The organism is Micromonospora sp. WMMD737, assembly GCF_049179055.1.
In the GTDB taxonomy this organism is placed as follows: domain Bacteria; phylum Actinomycetota; class Actinomycetes; order Mycobacteriales; family Micromonosporaceae; genus Micromonospora; species Micromonospora reichwaldensis.
This window is the reverse complement of the sequence record NZ_JBMHMH010000001.1, coordinates 2,334,158-2,351,720: the sequence shown is the minus strand read 5'-3', so window position 1 is coordinate 2,351,720 and position 17,563 is coordinate 2,334,158. Positions and strand designations below refer to the sequence as shown.

10 protein-coding genes and 1 tRNA gene are annotated in these 17,563 nt (G+C 75.5%); 5 read left to right on the top strand and 6 right to left on the bottom strand.

Annotation, left to right across the window (positions count from 1 at the left end):
- Positions 1-123 precede the first annotated feature (123 nt).
- From ACN27A_RS09250 to ACN27A_RS09235, 4 genes are all read left to right on the top strand, one after another.
- Positions 124-936 (top strand): DedA family protein, encoded by an 813-nt coding sequence (locus ACN27A_RS09250; RefSeq protein ID WP_421451485.1) that lies wholly within the window; start codon positions 124-126, stop codon positions 934-936.
- A complete protein-coding gene (locus tag ACN27A_RS09245) occupies positions 933-3,194 on the top strand; it encodes an MMPL family transporter (RefSeq protein WP_421451482.1) in 2,262 nt (753 codons plus the stop codon). The genes ACN27A_RS09250 and ACN27A_RS09245 overlap by 4 nt, the downstream gene beginning before the upstream one ends.
- An 86-nt stretch (positions 3,195-3,280) precedes the next feature.
- Positions 3,281-4,456: a sensor histidine kinase gene (locus ACN27A_RS09240; protein ID WP_421451479.1), complete on the top strand. Its 1,176-nt coding sequence runs from the start codon at positions 3,281-3,283 to the stop codon at positions 4,454-4,456.
- Positions 4,447-5,091: a response regulator gene (locus ACN27A_RS09235; protein ID WP_421451476.1), complete on the top strand. Its 645-nt coding sequence runs from the start codon at positions 4,447-4,449 to the stop codon at positions 5,089-5,091. The genes ACN27A_RS09240 and ACN27A_RS09235 overlap by 10 nt, the downstream gene beginning before the upstream one ends.
- A 49-nt stretch (positions 5,092-5,140) precedes the next feature.
- Here the strand turns inward: ACN27A_RS09235 and ACN27A_RS09230 are convergent, their stop codons facing one another.
- The 6 genes from ACN27A_RS09230 to ACN27A_RS09205 all read right to left on the bottom strand — a co-directional run bounded on the left by ACN27A_RS09230 (position 5,141) and on the right by ACN27A_RS09205 (position 17,198).
- The gene (locus ACN27A_RS09230; RefSeq protein WP_421451473.1) at positions 5,141-6,208 is read right to left on the bottom strand and encodes a DUF2855 family protein; all 1,068 of its coding nucleotides are present in this window, start codon (positions 6,206-6,208) and stop codon (positions 5,141-5,143) included.
- Positions 6,209-6,405: 197 nt separating this feature from the next.
- A complete protein-coding gene (locus tag ACN27A_RS09225; RefSeq protein ID WP_421451471.1) occupies positions 6,406-8,808 on the bottom strand; it encodes a DUF3488 and transglutaminase-like domain-containing protein in 2,403 nt (800 codons plus the stop codon).
- The gene (locus ACN27A_RS09220; RefSeq protein WP_421451468.1) at positions 8,784-9,938 is read right to left on the bottom strand and encodes a DUF58 domain-containing protein; all 1,155 of its coding nucleotides are present in this window, start codon (positions 9,936-9,938) and stop codon (positions 8,784-8,786) included. The genes ACN27A_RS09225 and ACN27A_RS09220 overlap by 25 nt, the downstream gene beginning before the upstream one ends.
- A 12-nt stretch (positions 9,939-9,950) precedes the next feature.
- Positions 9,951-10,946: an AAA family ATPase gene (locus tag ACN27A_RS09215; protein ID WP_357579430.1), complete on the bottom strand. Its 996-nt coding sequence runs from the start codon at positions 10,944-10,946 to the stop codon at positions 9,951-9,953.
- A gap of 28 nt (positions 10,947-10,974) precedes the next feature.
- Positions 10,975-13,608: a fibronectin type III domain-containing protein gene (locus ACN27A_RS09210; RefSeq protein ID WP_421451465.1), complete on the bottom strand. Its 2,634-nt coding sequence runs from the start codon at positions 13,606-13,608 to the stop codon at positions 10,975-10,977.
- Between the two features lie 155 nt (positions 13,609-13,763).
- Positions 13,764-17,198: a tetratricopeptide repeat protein gene (locus ACN27A_RS09205; RefSeq protein ID WP_421451463.1), complete on the bottom strand. Its 3,435-nt coding sequence runs from the start codon at positions 17,196-17,198 to the stop codon at positions 13,764-13,766.
- Positions 17,199-17,420: 222 nt separating this feature from the next.
- Here ACN27A_RS09205 and ACN27A_RS09200 point away from each other — a divergent pair.
- A tRNA-Leu gene (locus ACN27A_RS09200) sits at positions 17,421-17,507 on the top strand.
- Positions 17,508-17,563 lie beyond the last annotated feature (56 nt).

Here is a 17,563-nt window from a genome sequence, read left to right as displayed (position 1 = left end):
ACGGGCCTACTCCGGTCGGCGGTGAGGGTGCGGTTTTCCGCACCCCGGCGGTTGCGGTCGGTCCGCTGAGGCCGGCGGTCGACCTCATGGTCCGGGCCGTGGCGAGTTCATAGCGTCATCGGCATGATCCGTTTGTCGCAGGTGTCGATGCACGTTGGCCGGTTGGCCGAGGAGTCCGATCCGTCGCAGGGCGGTCTGACGGGGGTGGTGACCGATCTGACGGAGGGGCTCGGCGCCCCCGGTGTCGGCCTGGCGGTCGCGTTGGAGAACCTGTTCCCGCCGATCCCGAGCGAGGTGATCCTGCCGATGGCGGGGTTCACCGCCGCGCAGGGCGGGATGAACCTGTTCGCCGCGATCCTCTGGAGCACGATCGGTTCGGTGGTGGGCGCGGTGGTGTTGTACCACGTCGGCGCCGCGCTCGGGCGCGACCGGGTCCGCGCGATCGCGGCGCGGCTGCCGCTGGTCAAGGTGAGCGACATCGACCGGACGGAGGCGTGGTTCGCCCGGCACGGGGTGAAGACCGTCTTCCTCGGACGCATGATCCCGATCTTCCGCAGCCTCATCTCCATCCCGGCCGGCGTGGAGCGGATGCCGCTCGCCACGTTCCTGCTCTACACCACGCTGGGCAGCCTCATCTGGAACACCCTGTTCGTGATGGCCGGCTACCTGCTCGGGGAGAACTGGCACTCCGTCGAGGCGTACGCCGGGACGTTCCAGAAGGCCGTCATCGTGGCCTGTGCGCTCGCCGCCGGGTACTTCGTCGTCTCCCGCCTGGTCAGGGCGCGCCGTCCGCGACCGGCGACAGGGAACGAGATGGAACCGGCCAGGTTCGGGCCGGGCGCACCCGTCGAGCCGTACGTCCACTCCGGTCACCCGGCCCGAGCCGTACGCGGCACGGTGTACGGGACCCCGCGCCGGTCGGCGGACGGCCGATGACGGGCGTCGGAGACCGCGCACCGGCGGGTCGCCGCCGGCGGCACGCCGTCCGGGTTCCCCTCACCACGCGGGTCGGCCGGTGGAGCGCCAACCATCCCTGGCTCGCGATCACCGCCTGGCTGTGCTTCGTGGTGGCCAGCGTGCTCGGTGGCAGCCTGGTCGGCACGGTGAAGGCCACCACGCAGGACAGCCTGCACGGGGAACTGGCCCGCGCGGACCGCATCGAGCGGGCCGGCGCGTTCCCCGACGCCCCGGCGGTGGAGAGCGTCCTGATCACGGCGCGGACCGGCAACCTCGACTTCCCACGTGCCCAGTCCGTGGCGGCCGACCTGTCGACGCGGCTGCGCGCGGTGCCCGAGGTGGCGCGGGTCGGCGACCCGCTCACCTCCCCGAGCCGCGACGCGGTGCTGGTCGAGGTCGAGCTGACCGGTGTGGCGAAGGACGCCGACGCGCGGGTCGGACCGCTGCTGGAGGCCACCGGGCAGGCGCAGCAGCGGCATCCCGACCTGTGGGTGGAACAGGTGGGGTCGGCGTCCCTGTCGAAGGCGCTGACCGAGACGCTGGCAGCGGACTTCGTCAAGGCGGAGCTGATCAGCGTGCCGGTGGCGCTGGTGATCCTGCTGTTCAGCTTCGGCGCGTTGATCGCCGCCGGAGTGCCCGTCGTGCTGGCGTTGTCGGCCGTGGCCGGCGCCATGGGACTGGCCCAGTTCGCCTCGCACATCTTCCCGGCCGGGGAACTGGTCAGCAGCATCATCCTGCTGATCGGCCTGGCGGTCGGCGTCGACTACTCCCTGTTCTACCTGCGCCGCGAGCGGGAGGAACGAGCGCACGGGCGCGACCATCGCAGCGCGGTCGAGATCGCAGCCGCCACCTCGGGGCACGCGGTACTCGTCTCCGGCGTCGCCGTCATGGTCGCCATGGCCAGCCTGTTCCTCGTCGGCGACAACGCGTTCAGCTCGATGGCGACCGGCTCGATCCTGGTCGTCGGGGTGGCGGTGATCGGATCCCTCACCGTCCTGCCGGCCATCCTCGTGATCCTCGGGCGCTGGGTGGACCGGCCACGGGTGCCCTTCCTCGGGCGGCGGATCCAGCGGGCGGAACGCAGCCGCTTCTGGTCGGTGGTCCTGCGCCCGGCGCTGCGCGCGCCGCTGGCGACGTTCGTGCTCTCCGTCGGAGTGCTGGTCGTCGTCGCCATCCCCGCACTGGAGATGAACCTCAAGCGGCCGACCTCCACCGACCTGCCCCGCTCGATCCCGATCCTGCGCACCTACGACCGCCTGGCGCAGGCGTTCCCGGGCAACGACCTGGGCAGCAGCCACGTCGTCGCGATCCGCACCGACGCCGAGGGCGGGCCGGCCGTCGAGCGGGAGATCGCCGAGCTCGCCTCGCGGATCGAGGGGGACGGCCGGTTCGCCCAGGGCCGCCCCCCGACGGTGCGCAGGTCCGCCGACGGCACCGTCTTCCTGGCCACCGTCCGGGTGGCGGGCGCCAGCGACAGCAGCGAGGCGACGCTGTCGCTGCGACGGCTGCGCGACGAGCTGCTGCCGCAGACCGTCGGCACCGTCCCGGACACCGAGTGGGCGGTGGCCGGCCGTACGGCCAGCGACGCCGACTTCCGCGACCGCATGGCCGCGGCGCTGCCGCCCGTCGTCGCGTTCGTGTTCGGCATGACGTTCCTCGTCATGCTCGTCACGTTCCGGTCGGTGGTGGTGGCGTTGACCTCGATCCTGCTCAACACGATCTCCGTGGCCGCCTCGTACGGGCTGCTGGTGCTGGTCTTCCAGCACACCTGGGCGGAGGGCCTGCTCGGGTTCACCTCCAACGGCGCGGTCGTGTCCTGGCTGCCGCTGATGCTGTTCGTCATCCTCTTCGGGCTCTCGATGGACTACCACGTGTTCGTCGTGAGCCGCATCCGCGAGGCGGTCCAGCGCGGCGTACCGACGCGGCAGGCGATCGAGCAGGGCATCGTCTCGTCGGCGTCCACGGTGAGCAGTGCCGCGATCATCATGGTCGCCGTCTTCTGCATCTTCGCGACCCTGTCGATCGTCGAGTTCAAGCAACTCGGCGTGGGGCTCGCCGCCGCGATCCTGATCGACGCCACCATCATCCGCGCGGTCGTCCTGCCGTCACTCATGCGGCTGCTCGGCGAGGCGAACTGGTGGGCCCCGAGATTCCTCACCGGCCGCCGCAGGACCGATGCCGCACCGCGCGACAGCGACGCCGACACGCAGGTCATCATGGTCGCCGGTGACCGGTGACCGGTAGCCGGGTCGGCGGCGGACGGCCGGACACGCGTCCGCCCGCCGCCGACCCGGGACGACACGAGAGACGAAGGGAGGAGCCGGTGCCAGAGCGCGCGACGTACGGTCGGCGGTCGTGGAGCGGCGCCGTGGCCCGCAGGGGCCGGCCGGTGGCGGGCGTGGCGGTCGGTGTCCTGACCGCCGGGGCCGAGTCGCTGTTCCTGCTCCTCGCCGGGCTCGCCGTGGTCGCGGTCTCGCCGGTGCCGGCGGCGCGCCGCCGCGTCGGCGCCACCACCGTCCGGTACGCCCGACGCGTCGCCGAGTGGGAGCGGCGCCGCCTGGCCGACATCGCCCTGGAACCGACCCCGCCACCGGTCCGGGCGAGCGGACCGCGGGTGCTCGGCTATCTCGCCGCCCGACTCCTGCCGGCGGCACTCGGCGCGCTCACCGTCGGCCTGCTCGTGGTCGGTGCCGTGCTCGCCGCCATCGTGGTGCGGTCCTTCGTGGCGGGCACCATGAGCCTGGCCGGTCTCCTGTCGCAGGGGCTCATCGGGGCCGCCCTGCTGGTGGTGAACCTCCAGGCGATGGCCAGCGTGGCCACACTGGACCGCTGGCTCGCCCGCGGCCTGCTCGAATCCCACACGCGCCAGGCGTTGCAGCGCCGGATCAGCGAGCTGGCGGTCAGCCGGGCCGGCGTCGTCGCCGCCGTCGACGCCGAGCGCCAGCGCATCGAACGCGACCTGCACGACGGGCTGCAACAACACCTCGTCGCACTCGGCATGCTGCTCGGGCGGGCACGCCGCAGCCGCGACCCCGACAAGGCGCGCGCACTTCTCGCGCAGGCGCACGAGGACGCCCAACGCGCCATCGACGAGCTGCGGGACGTGGCCTGGCGGGTCTACCCCGCCGCACTCGACCACACCACCCTGGACGAGGTGCTGAGCATGGTGGCGCAACGATCGGCGACCCCCGTCCGGATCAGCTACGACGTGCCCGTCCGGCCCGCCCGGGCGATCGAGACCGTGCTGTACTTCGTCGCCTGCGAAGCCATCACCAACGCCACCAAACACGCCCGGGCTACCCTGGTCGCCATCGACATCGAGGCGCGGGGGACGACGATCGAGATGCGCCTGCACGACGACGGCGTCGGCGGCGCCGACCCGCACGGCAGCGGCCTGCAGGGCCTCGCCCGCAGGGTGACCGCGCTCGACGGCCGGTTCGACGTGCACAGCCCACCCGGTGGCCCCACGACGATCCGAGCGGAGCTGCCGTGCGCATAGTCCTCGCCGAAGACTCCACCCTGCTCCGCGAGGGACTGGTCCGCCTCCTCGCCGACGAGGGACACCGGGTGCTGGCCGCTGCCGCGGACGCCGACCAGCTCGTCACCGCCGTCGAAGAGCACCGTCCCGACGTCGTCGTCACTGACGTCCGCATGCCGCCCACCAACACCGACGACGGACTGCGGGCCGCGCTGGAGATCCGCCGCCGGTGGCCCCACGTCGCCGTGCTCGTCCTGTCCCAGTACGTCGAGAAGCGCTACGCCGCGAAGCTCCTCGCCGACCGGTCCGAAGGCGTCGGCTACGTCCTGAAGGACCGCGTCGCCCAGGTCGAGGACTTCCTCGACGCACTCGACCGCGTCGCCGCCGGCGCCACGGCACTCGACCCCGAGGTCGTCCGGCAGCTCGTGTCCGCCACGAGCCACAGCGACCCGCTCAACCGCCTCACCCCGCGAGAACGCGACGTGCTGCACCACATGGCTCAGGGGCACACCAACGCCGCCATCGCCGAGCGCCTGCACGTGTCGCAGAGCGCGGTCGAGAAACACATCAACACCATCTTCGACAAGCTCGACCTCTCCCACGTGACCGGCTACAGCCGCCGGGTCCTCGCGATCCTGCACTACCTCGGCTCCTAGCCGCCCAGGGTCGCCGGCCCGTGCCGACCAGGCTGCGCGCGGAGCTCGCTCACAGGCGGACGATCCGACCCACGCGGGGCGGCGTCCGGCCGGCGAGCACCTCCAGCCAGGCGCGCTCCAGGGCGTCGGGGCCGGCGTCGACCCGGACGTCGAGCCACCCGCTGACGACTCCCGTGAACCGTCGCCAGGCGTCGGCGAACCGCTGGTCGAGCCCGTCGCGCCCCCAGTCCCGGCGGCGTTTGCGCATCTGCACCGGGGCGAAGAACACCTCGTCGGCGGCGTCGGCGTTCGGGATCTGGGTGGTGAGCCCGACCGCGACGTCCCGTACGAGCCGGTCGCCGAGGTGCCGCCGCAGGGCCGCGCGGATGGCGGGCGCCCCCGACAGGTCGAGATAGACGGTCGGTACGGCGTCGAGGGCGGCGATGTCGTCGTAGGTGAGGACGTCGTCGTAGCAGCCGAGGGACCGGGTGAACGCGAGGTTGCCGGGGGAGGTGAGCCCGACCAGGCGCGGGCCCCGGCCGTGCAGCTCGAACGCGGCGGCGTACGCGGTCTTGCTGGACGCCGACGACAGCACCAGGGTCGCCGCCCCGTGGAAGTCGTTGTCGGCGACCTGGTCGGCCAGCATGAAGGAGGTGAAGAACAGCGGCCGGAAGAGGACCAGCAGGTCCTCCTGGTCCTCCCGGTACGCCGGGTCGCCGGTGGTCGACCGGTACACGTTGTACGGCGAGGGCAGGTCGGCCCGGTGTCCGCTCGCGTCGCGGAATCCGGACGCGTCCACCCGGTCCGGCCGCAGCAGGAGGTGACCCGCCGGCGGGAGGTAGCCGTAGACCCGCTGCCCGGCGGTGACCCCGTCGACCGTCGACGCGACCACGTCGGCGAAGCCCCACAGTGGCGGGAGTCCCCACTGCGGGCCGAGCCCGCGGGGGCCGGGCGGGAAGAACTCCCAGTACCGCATCGAGTCGCCGAGCACCGCGTAGGTCACGTTGTTGGCGGTCAGGCCGACGCGGTCCACCCGCAGCAGTGCCTCGCCGTCGGCCAGGGTGGGCGTCACGCCTTCGACGAGGGTGGTCCGGCTCAGGTCGTCACGGGCCACGGCGAAGGTCCAGGAAGCAGGCATGATGCGACGCTAGGCAGCCCCGGAGACCGAGACAAGTGCACTGCGAGTGCAAAATCCCACTCGCGATTCGGTTGACGGGGCGAACACTTCGACCGGCGACCGGCGACCGGCGACCGGCGACCGGCGACCGGCGACCGGCGACCGGGACCGGCGGCAGCGACGGCGATGGGTCGCGGCGCGCCGCGGCGCGGAGGGGATCAGCGGGGCCAGCGCAGGGGACCGGGGCGCACCGACCAGAGGAGACGCCGCCACCAGGGCCGGGCGGCGCGCAGCGCGGCGACGTAGTCGGCGGCCGTCGTGGCGGCCCGCGCGGCCTGCTCCGCCGTGGCGGTGCCCGGGGCGAACGCCGTCCGGTTGAGCAGCCCCGCCAACTCCTCGACGTCCGCCCCGACGGGGAGCACGGCGCGGGCGTGGGCGGCGACCTCGGAGGCGGAGAGTTCACCGCCCACCGGGTGCCCGGCCAGCCGCAGCGCGTCGGTGACCTCCCGCCAGGCGCCGGCGATGCGCTGGCCGGGGTCGCCCCGCTCCAGCCGCGCCCGGGTCAGCGCCCGGCGCATCGTCAGCAGCGCGAGCAGCGCGGCCCCGGCCAGCAGCAGCATGCCGCCCGTCCCGCCGCCGACCAGCAGCGCCGTCGACGGCCCGCCGCGGCCGGCCCGGTCACCCGGCGCGGCCACCGGCTCGGGCGACTCCGTCGGCTCGACAGTGGGCTCCGGCACCTCCGACGGGGGCGGCTCCTCCGGAGTGGGGCGGAAGTCCTCCTCCACCGGGCGCGGTTCCTCGTCGGGCCTGGGCAGCGGATCGAACGGCACCCAGCCCAGCCCGTCGAAGAGCACCTCCGGCCAGGCGTACGCGTCGCCGGCCCGGACCGGACCGTCGCCGGCGGCACGGAAGCCCACCACCACCCGGGTCGGCAGTCCCGTCAGCCGGCCCAGCACGGCGAACGCCGCCGCGAACTGCTCGGAGGTGCCCCGCTGCCCGCCGGCGTTGCGGGGTCCGAAGAGGAAGAAGTTCAGGTTCGGGTACGCGTGCCCGCTGGGCGCGTCCGCGACGAGGCGGTAGTGCTCGGCGAGGAACTGCTCCACGGCGGCGGCCCGCGCGTACGGGGCGCCGTTGGACTCGGCGAGCTGGGCGGCGAGCCGGCGCAACGGTTCCGGCACCCCGTCGGCGACCCGCAGCACCCGGGCCACCTCCTCGCCGGCCGGCACGCCCGCCGTGGCGAGCAGGTTGAAGTCGGGCGTCTCCAGCGCCGAGGTCACGTCGTAGCGCAGCCCCGGGGTCAGGCCCTCCGGGCGGATCAGCGTCCCGGTCGTCGGGTCGTACGCCACCCGGGCTCCGGTGACCTGGCGCGGGGTGGCGACGGCGGGCAGCAGCCGGCCGCTCAGCCCGGCGACGGTGATCTCCTGCCGTACCGTCTCCACGGTGCTGTCGGCCGCCGGCGCCGTCACGGGCAGGATCCGCCCCGCGTTGCGGTACGTGGCGCCGACGCGCCAGGTCACCCCGTCGTAGTCGCTGAGCACCGCCAGCCGGATCGGCACCGGGCGTGCGTCGGCGCCCGGCCCGGGGGTGGGCCCCGGCTCCTCGGCCGGCACGGAATCCGGCGGGCCCGACCGTTGCGTACGCACGTCGAGCAGCTGCTGCCCCGGGTTCAGCGCCCAGCCCGAGATCCGGATGAGCGGGTTCTCGTCGAGGGTCTCCACCTGCGGCGGCTCGACGTACCGCCGGGGGTCCACCGGCCGGCCGTCGACCTGGCCGGCGAGCAGCGGACCGAGCAGCGCGACGAGGCCGACCACCACCGCGAGGCCGGCGGCGGAGGCGGCGGCGAGCCGGGCCCGGACGGCCGCGCGGACCGCGGGGGCCAGCCCGGCGGCCGCGTCGGCGCCGGCCGCCCCGCGCGGCGGCACCGCCAGCCCGAGCGCCGCCACGGCCACGAGGGCCAGCGTCGGCCCGATCGCGGGGTCGGCGTTCGGGCCGACCACGTAGAGCGCGGCGGCGTAGAGCAGCACCGGCGGCAGGTAGCCGAGCAGCACCCGCCCCGCCCGCATCGCCACCTCCGCCCCGGCGAGACCGGCCAGCCACGCGGCGACCAGCGGCACCAGCACCGTGTCGGGGGTCGGCTCCACCGGGATCATCGCCGTCAGCAGCCGGGGGATGCCGTTCGCGGCGGCGTCGGCGGTCACCTCGGCCAGGCCCCCGGGCAGCTCGGCGCGGGTCGCGGTGAGCCGCAGCGACCAGGCCGTCCAGCCCGCCATCGCGAGCACCGACACGGGTGCGACCAGCCACGAGGGCAGCCGGCGGGCGGCCACGCTGACCAGCACCGAGCCCACCGCCGCCCCGAGCACCAGCCAGGTCAGCAGCGGGCCGGCGTAGACCCGGCCGAGCACCGCGCCGGCCAGGCCGATCATCGCGACCAGCGCCAGCGGCACCGGGACCGCCCGCAGCGCCCGCGCCACCCGGGCGACCCCACCGCCACCGGCCGGCCCGGTGGCGTCGCCAGCCCCGCCGCCGATCCCGGCCGGCCCGGCGGCGTCCGTCGCGACGCCGCCGGTGCTCCGCCCCGCCTGACCGTCGGCCACCGTCACCACCTGCGCACCCCGTCCCACTCGGCGGCGAACGCCGCCCCGTCGGCGGCGTCGATCACCACGAGGCCGGCCGCGCCCGACGGTGCCGGCTCCGCCGCCCCGAAGACCCCCACCACCACCGACGGGTACGCGGCCCGCAGCGCGCCCACCGTTCCCAGTTCGTCCCGGCCGCCCGGCCCGGTGAGGAAGACAAGCGTGTCGCCGAGCCGTTCCCGCCGCAGCCGACCGGTGGCGGGCTGGAGGTCGCCCCCGCCGGCGAGTTCCGCCGCCGCGAGCCGGTCCAGCGGCCCCTGCGCCGCCGCGTCCCCGCCCGCCGGCTCGGGCGCGACCAGCAGCAGCACCACCGGCAGATCCTCGCGGTACGCGGCCACCAGCACCGAGGCGGCGGCCTCGCACGCCGACTCGAACGACTCGGCCACCCCGTCCAGGCGCTCCGGGTGGGCGGCCGCCCGGTTGTCGAGCAGCACCACGATCCGGGGCAGGCTGGTGTCCACGTTCTCCCGCACCATCAGCTCGCCCACCCGGGCGCTGGTGCGCCAGTGCACCCGGCGCAACTCGTCACCGACCACGTACTCGCGCAGCGAGTCGAAGGTGATCGACCCGTGCGGCACCTTGTCCACCCGGCCGTCCAGGCTGCGCCCCGCCCCCGTGGGCACCGCGTTCAGCGGGTGCACGCGCGGGTGCACCCAGACCGGCACCGTGCCGCCGTACGGGCGGGCCAGCGCCACCAGGCCGAGGGGGTCGCGCCGGGTCACCCGCAGCGGCCCCACCGGCACCACGCCCCGGCGGGCGGTCGGCACCTCGTAGCGGACCGTGGTGTCCCGGCCCGGTCGCAGCCGCAGCAGCGGCACCGGGACCGACCGGTCCCCGCACCGGTCCTCGGCCACCAGGCTCGCCGCCCGCAGCCGCCCCGCGTTGCGCACCGTCAGGGTCATCGCGGCCGGCTCACCGCGCGCCACCCGGTCCGGGTCGGCGCTGCGGGTCACCTCCAGGCGGGGCCGCCACGCCGCGCTCAGCACGGCGTATCCGACGGCGATGCCGGCCGCCGCCCCGAGCAGCGTCAGCTCCGGGTACGCGAAGCGGAAGCCGACGCCGAGCAGCACGACGGCGGCGACGAGCAGCCCGACACACCGGGCGGTGAGCGCGGACACCGGCGTCGCCGGTCAGCCCTGGACCGGGGCCGGCTGGCCCGAGGGGAGCGGCACCGGAACCGAGGCGACCGCCTGGCGCAGCACCTCGGCGGCGGTCACCCCGCGCACCTGCGCGTCGGGGGTGAGCAGCAGCCGGTGCGCGAAGACCGGCTCGGCCAGGGTCTTCAGGTCCTCCGGCATGATCCAGCCCCGCCCGTCGATCAGCGCGTACGCGCACGCCGCCCGGGTCAGCGCGATCACGCCCCGGGGACTGACGCCGACCCGCACCTGCGGATGGGTGCGGGTGGCCGCGGCCAGCCGCACCGCGTACGCGTAGAGCGGCTCGGCGATGTGCACCCGGCGGGCCATGCGGACCATCTCCCCGACGGTGGCCGTGTCGGTGACCGCCGTCAGCGCCTCGGGGGAGCGGACCGTCGCCCCGCGCAGCACCTCCACCTCGACCGCCTCGTCGGGGTAGCCGACGGAGAGCTTCACCAGGAAGCGGTCGAGCTGGGCCTCGGGCAGCCGGTACGTGCCGTCCATCTCCACCGGGTTCTGGGTGGCCACCACCAGGAACGGCTGCGGCACCGGGTGCCGGACCCCGTCGACGGTGACGGTGCGCTCCTCCATCACCTCCAGCAGCGCCGACTGGGTCTTCGGCGACGCCCGGTTGATCTCGTCGGCGATGACGATGTTGGCGAACACCGGGCCCGGATGGAACTCGAAGCCCCTGGTGGCCTGGTTGAAGATCGTCACCCCGGACACGTCTGAGGGGAGCAGGTCGGGGGTGAACTGGATGCGCCGCCACTGTCCCTTCACGGTCGCCGCGACGGCCCGGGCCAGGGTGGTCTTACCGACCCCCGGCACGTCCTCCAGCAGCACGTGCCCCTGGGCGAAGAGCGCGGTCAGCGCCAGCCGGACCACCTGGGGCTTGCCCAGCACCACCGCGTTGACGTTCTCGGCCAGCCGGGCGGCGAGGGCGGCGAAGCCCTGCACCTCCGGCTGGGTGAGCGGTTCTGGGGTGTTCACGGGCGGTGGTGCTCCTTGCCTGGGTGGGTCAGCAGGTGGGCAGGTCCTTGATGTCGTCGCCGCCCTCCAGGTTGAGCCAGGCCCAGGGGATGTAGTTCTTCCCCTTGTAGTCGACCTGCACCCACCAGGTGCTCTGCTTCTGGTTGTTGTAGATCCAGGAATCGACGTTCTCACCCGACTTCTTGCAGTACGCCTTCAGCCGGGTGCCGGGCCTCGCCCAACCGGCCTGCTGGTCGTTGTCCTGCCGGGTGACCTTGAAGATCTCGTTGCCGTTGCGGCCGTCGACATCCCTGTCACAGTACGTGCGCTGCTCGCCGTCCGGCCCGTTCTTGCAGGTCGCGATGCCGTAGAGGGCGTCGGTCGCCTGGGCGCGGGTGCCGGTGCCCTTGCCGGCGGCGTTGCTCGCGGTCACGGTGAACGTGTACGCCGTGCCTGGCTTCAGGCCCGTCATCGTGATGCTGGAGCAGTTGCCGGGCCTCGCCGGCTCACCGCCCGTGCTCAGCGAGCAGGTCGCCTTGCCGCCGCCGGCGTCCACGGTGAACGTCACCGTCGCGGACGTGGCGGTCGCCGAGGAGCCCGTCACGGTGACGCGGGGCTCGGCCACCGTACGGGCCGTGGCGGTGGCCTCCGGGCCGGGTCCGGCCTCGTTGACCGCCCGCACCTTCACGGTGACGTTCTGGCCGTTGCCCAACCCGTCCACCGTGGCCCGGGTGTCGGTCACCTCGCTGCTGCGCCCGCCCACGTCCACGACGTACTTCGTCACCGGCCGGCCGTTGGCCACCGCCGGGGACCACTGCACCGCGACGGCGCCCGGCCGGTCGGCCACAGTGGTCGGTCGCAGGTCGGTCGGCCGCTCCGGTGGCGCGTACGGCACGACCGTGTTGCTCACCGGCGAGGCCGCCGAGCCGGCGCCCCGGTCGTTGACCGCCACCACGGTGAACGCGTACTGCGTGCCGTACTCCAACTCGCCCGCCGGCACCACCAGCTCGGCGCGGCGGGACTCGCCGGCCGGGGCGTTGGTGCCCGCCGACGTGGCCGTGACCACGTACTTCGCGATCGTGTTGCCCTGCCCGTTGGCGGCCGGCCACTTCACCAGCACCGTGCCGTCCGGGCGCTCCTGCGCGGTGACGGCGGCCGGCGGGTCCGGCACGGCCGCCGTCGGCGTCACCGGGTTGCTGGTGCGCGCGGGGCCGTCGCCCTTCGCGTTGACCGCGTGCACCGAGAACCGGTACGTCTCGCCGTTGGTCAGGCCCTTGATCTCCACGGCCCGCTGGTTGGCGCCCACCTGCACGCGCTGGCCGGCGCCCTGCACCACGTACCGGACGATCTCCGCCCCGTTGGCCGGAGCCGGCCGCCAGCTCACCCGGGCCTGCGCGTTGCCGGCGGCGGCGGTGACGCCGCGCGGGGCGCCCGGCTTGCCCACCTCGGGCTTCTTCGGCGGGGGCGGCGGCGGGGGAGCCGGCGGCGGGTCGCCGCCGAGCACGTCGTTGGCGTACTTGTCGACCTCGCGGACCTGGTGCTTGTCGTCCACCACCTGCGCGGTCGCCGAGTCGGGGGCGTTGATGAAGAGGTGGTTCTCCCGCACCTCCAGCTCCAGCGGCCCGGTGCCCCGGCCCCGGATGGTGTCGACGAGCTGGCCGCCGGAGTCGAACGCGTAGACCGTGCCGGACGCCTCGTCGGCGCAGTAGTAGCGGCCGGCCCACGCCACGGCCGGGCTGAGCTGGTCGCCCGCGCCCGGCACCGTGAACGCCCGCACCGCGCCACCACTGTCGACCACGTGCACCCGCCGCTCGCCGGGCACCGTCACTGGCACGTCCGGCCCGCTCGTCCGCTCCGGCAGCGCGCCCGGCGCGGCCATCGCCAGCGGCGTCTTGTGGACCTTGCCGCCCTGCACCCGCACCAGTGTCCCGGCGGTGCGGTCGAGCACGGCGACGCCGTCGTCCAGGGTGGAGACGACCAGCTCGTGGCTGGCGTCCGCGACGTCGTACGTCTCGATCTTCTTCGGGCTGAGGCCGGCCCCGGCGGGGGCCGCCGACGCGGGCGCGGAGGGCAGCGGCGCGGCGGTGACGGCCGAGACGGTGCCCTCGCTGGGCACCGCGATCCACAGGCGGCCCTCGCCGTCGAAGGATCCGCCGGTGATGCCCGGCGGGTAGCGCACCGGCTCGCCGATCGGGGTCAGCGACCGCGGGTCGAGCTGCCGGACGACGCCCTGCACGGCGTCGACGACGAACGCCGCGTCCTCGTGCAGGGCGACGTTGACGCCGAGCCCCGGGGTCGTCCGGGTGGTCGCGGTGATCTGGAGGGTGGCCAGGTCCAGCGAGCTGACCTGCCCGGTGTTCAGGTCCCGCAGGACCAGCAGCCGGTCGGTCTGGGTGACCTGCACCGGGTGCCGGCGGGCGCCCGGGACCCCGACGCGGGTGTCGACCCGCGCGGTGATCCCGTTGACGCGGGCCAGCTCGCTGCGCGCGGCGCTCCACAGCCAGGAACTCGCGTCGTGGCTCGCCACCGCGTTGTCCGCCGCGCCGAGGCCGTGGACGGTGAGCCCCATGGCGGCCAGCAGCGCGGCCACCGTCGCGATGGTGACGACCCCGCCGCGCATCCGGCGGGGCCGGGGACGCGGGGGGCCGGTGCCGGCGTGCCCGGCGTCGTCGATGGTGGCCACTACCGGCTGCCTCCCGTGTCGTCCCTGGCAGGTGGCACGCCATGACGGCGACCCTCCCCTGAGCCGGGTGCCATCATATGGCCGGGTCGGGGGCATGGGAACCCGCACCGTCCCCCTGTGGACACCGAGCGTGTGCGCCGCGCCGTGGTATCCGGTCAGCTCGACGGCGTGTCGCCCTCCCGTTCCGTGCAGACCTGCCCGGACGTGGCGAAGGAGTCCGTCGAGTAGACCGCCAGCACCGTGAAGCAGTAGTCCACCCGCGAGTTCAGCCCGTTGACCGTGTAGCTGGTCCGGCCCGGGTCCACCGTGGCCATCACACCCAGCGCCTGGCCGGTCCGGCCGCCGGCCACCATGAACGGCACCCCCCCACCCGCCGGGTCCGTCCAGTTCAGGGTGATCGTCGCCGAGTCGTCCTTCAGCGTCAGCCCGCCCGGCGGCGGTCCGGCCGCCGAGGCGGACGGCGCGGCAGCCGACGGCGCGGCGGGTCCCGTCGGCGCCGCCGCGTCCCGGTTGAGCACCAGCACGCCCACGCCGACGAGCGCCACCACGGCCAGGACCGCGACGACGACCGCGACGACGACCGCCGTGCGGTTCCGGCCGCCCTCCTCGGGCTCCGGCATCATCGGGTACGCCGGCGGCGGCGGGAAGGCCGGCGCCTGCTGCTGCGCGGGTTGCTCGGCCGTCACCCGGGTCCGCACGGGCTGCGCCTTCATCGGGAACGTCTCGTCGATGTCGAGGTACGCCGGCGGCAGGTCGTCGACCCGCTCCCGCTCCGGCTCCGGCTGTTCCACCTCCTCCCGCTGCCGTTGCGACTCGGCCCGCTCCAGCTCCTCCTCGACGTCCGGCTGCTCGGCGTCGGTGTCGGCGTCGGTCGGCGCGCCCGTGAGCGCCTGCGGGGGAGCCGTGCTGCTCCACGGCGGCGCGGACATGCTCCACGGCGGCGCGCTCACCGGCGGCTGGCCCCCGGGCGGCGCGCTCACCGGCGGTTGCACCCCGGGAGGCGCGCTGAACTTCTGCGGAACAGCGGGCGGTGCGCTGACCGGCGGTGGCATCACCGACGGCGGGGGCGGGATCGGCGGCAAGGGGGGAACCGGCGGCGTACTGACGCCCCGCGGCGGCGCGCTGGACGGTGGGCTGCTCGTCGGATGCTCGGGCGGCGCGCTGAACGGCGGGCTGTTCGTCGGATGCGCCGGCGGTGCGCTGACGGGGGGCGCGCTGACGGGCGGGCTGCTCATCGGGTGCGCGGACGGTGCGCTGACCGGAGGCGTCGGTGGCGCGCTGACGGAGGACGACGGCGGTGCGCTGATCGGTGGCGCGCTGACCGGCGCGGGGTGTGCCGCTGCCGGTGGCGTGTCGAGCGGTGGCGTCTCGGAGGACCGGGCGGGGCTGACCGGAGCATCCGGTCCGGCGGGAGTGCCGGCGGCGCGAGCGATCTCCTCGGCGAGCAGCGGTTCGATCTGCTTGACCTGGATGGTCGGCTTGGCCCATCCGGGCGCCGGCCCCGCCGGGCGCTCCGGCGCCTCCGGCGGCGCCGCCGCGTCCGACGCCGGGGCGGTCGCCTCCGGGGCGGCTGCGCGCGGGGCCTCCTCGACGGAGCCGGTCAGCCGCGAGGGCCGGACGTCCGGTGCGGCAGGCTCGGGAGCCCGCGCGCCCGGTCCGGGTGCCGCGGCGCTGCTCGCACCGGTGGTGGGGGACGGCTCGGCGGCGGGCCCCGCTGTCGTTGCGGGCGGCGTGGTGCTCGACGGGGACTCGGCTCCGGGCGCCGCCGTCCCGGCCGACGGGCCGACGGTCGGGGACGCCTCGTCGGCGGCCCGGTGTCGCGGCGCAACGGCGGGTCCCGTCGGGGGCACCGCAGCCCTCGCCTGCGCGGCCGACTCGGCTCCGCCCGGGGAAGCGTCGGACGGCTGCGGCGTGGCCGGCATGGCCGGCACGGATGGGGCGGGTGGCTGTGGCGCGGCCGGCACAGGCGCGGCGGGTGGCTGCGGCGTGGCCGGCACGGATGGGGCGGGTGGCTGTGGCGCGGCCGGCACAGGCGCGGCGGGTGGCTGCGGCGTGGCCGGCACGGATGGGGCGGGTGGCTGTGGCGCGGCCGGCACAGGCGCGGCGGGTGGCTGCGGCGTGGCCGGCACGGATGGGGCGGGCGGCTCCGGCGCGGCGACGACGGGAGCGGCGGCCGCGTGCCGCGGGAGCGGCGGAGCGGGTGGCGGCACGGCAGGCGGAGCCGACACCGGGGCCGCCGTCGCCGGCGGTGCCGGCGGCTGCGCCGTCCTCGGGGCCGGAACGACCGAGGCCACCCCGGCCGCCGCAGGCGGGGCGGGACGTGGCGGGCGCTGCGGCGCGGGCGTGGCGGGATCCGGCATCGCCGACGGTGGGGTCGGCCCGGAATGCGGCGCCCAGGGAGACTGCGGTGACGCCGGTGCGGGGCGTTGCGCCGGGACGACCGGGGGCGGCGGCACGGGAGCCGACGGCGCCTGAGGGTGCGCCGGGGCGGCGGTGGACGCCGACGGTACGACAGGCGGCGGCGGGATGGGCACCGCCGGGGCGTACGGCGGCTGCGTCGAGGGCGGCACGGCCGGAGGCGGGGGTACGGCGGCACGGGCCGGCCCCGGTGGCGCGGGCACGACCGGCGGCGGCGGGATCGTCGGTGGTGGCGGGATCCGCTGCGGCGGGGCGGCGTACGGGGTGGCCTGCCCTCGCCCGGGGGCATGCGGTGCCTGCGGCGGGGCCGGCACGTGGGGTGGCGGCGGTGCCCACTCCTGCCGGGGCGGGGCGGGCACCACCGGCGGGGGCGGAATCTGGGCGCCCTGCGGCGGGGCCGGATACGGCTGCGGCGGCGCGGGCGGCATCTGCGCCGCGTGGCCGGCCTGGTAGGGCGGCTGCGGGGACACCGCAGGGTGCGGCGCCGGGGCGACCGGGGTGGCGCGTCCCACGCCGCGTACGCCCGGAACGGGTGGCGGCGGCGGGATCGGCGGGGTGTACGGGGCGGCCGGCGGACCGCTAGCGACGTGCGGCGTCGGCTGCGCGGCGGGCGGCTGCGGGGGGCCGGCCGCGGCGGGCTCGTGCGGCCGCCAGGTGGTGGAGAGCACCGCCAGCGACATCGTCGGCTCGGAGAGCGCGGACATGGCGGGCTGCGCGGCCGGCGGGGCGGGCTGAGGGGCGGGAGCGGCGTCGCCGAGATACTGCCGTGCCGTGCGTACCGCAGGATGGTCGACACCGAGCACGGCGGGCCCGAGGGTGGCGACGCGGGTGTAGTTGCGGCGTGCCTCGTGCCGGTTGCCCAGCTCGTCCGCCACGGCGGCCAGCTCGAAGGAGAGCGCCAGCATCAGCGGGTCGGACGGCGGCCAGAGGCGCTCGCCGGCGGCGAACGCCTCCTCCAGCACGCGCCGGGCGGCACCCGGGTCGTCCGCCTCCCGGTGCAGGCGGGCCAGCAGGTGCGCGGTGCTCAGCACATCCGGGTGGTCCTTGCCGTACGGCGGCCGGGCGGAGCCGACGGCGTCGTTGAGCAGCCGACGGGCGGAGTGGAGATCGCCCGCGGCGCGCAGGGCGAGCGCCCGGTGCTGCACGGCGGCCAGGGGAGAGGGATGAGACACGTGGCCATGCTGCCGCGTGAGGCCTGTCGGACGCTACCCAGGTCCACCGGTTGGCTGCGGCTCACACGGGTCCGGTCACCCGTCCGACCTGCGGCGACCCATCGGCCGGAAGCTGATGTGCATGATCCACCCGGGCCGTGTACAGTAACTCCCCGTGCGGCCCACCAGGGCGGCCGACGGGTGGAAGATCCCCTCGGTCGACACGGTAGGCTGGACGAGCAGGTCCGGGTGGCGGAATGGCAGACGCGCTAGCTTGAGGTGCTAGTGCCCGTATAGGGCGTGGGGGTTCAAGTCCCCCCTCGGACACCAAATTGCAGCATCCATGCTGTGTTTCGCGTACTGGTGGTCAAGCACGCTTGATCACG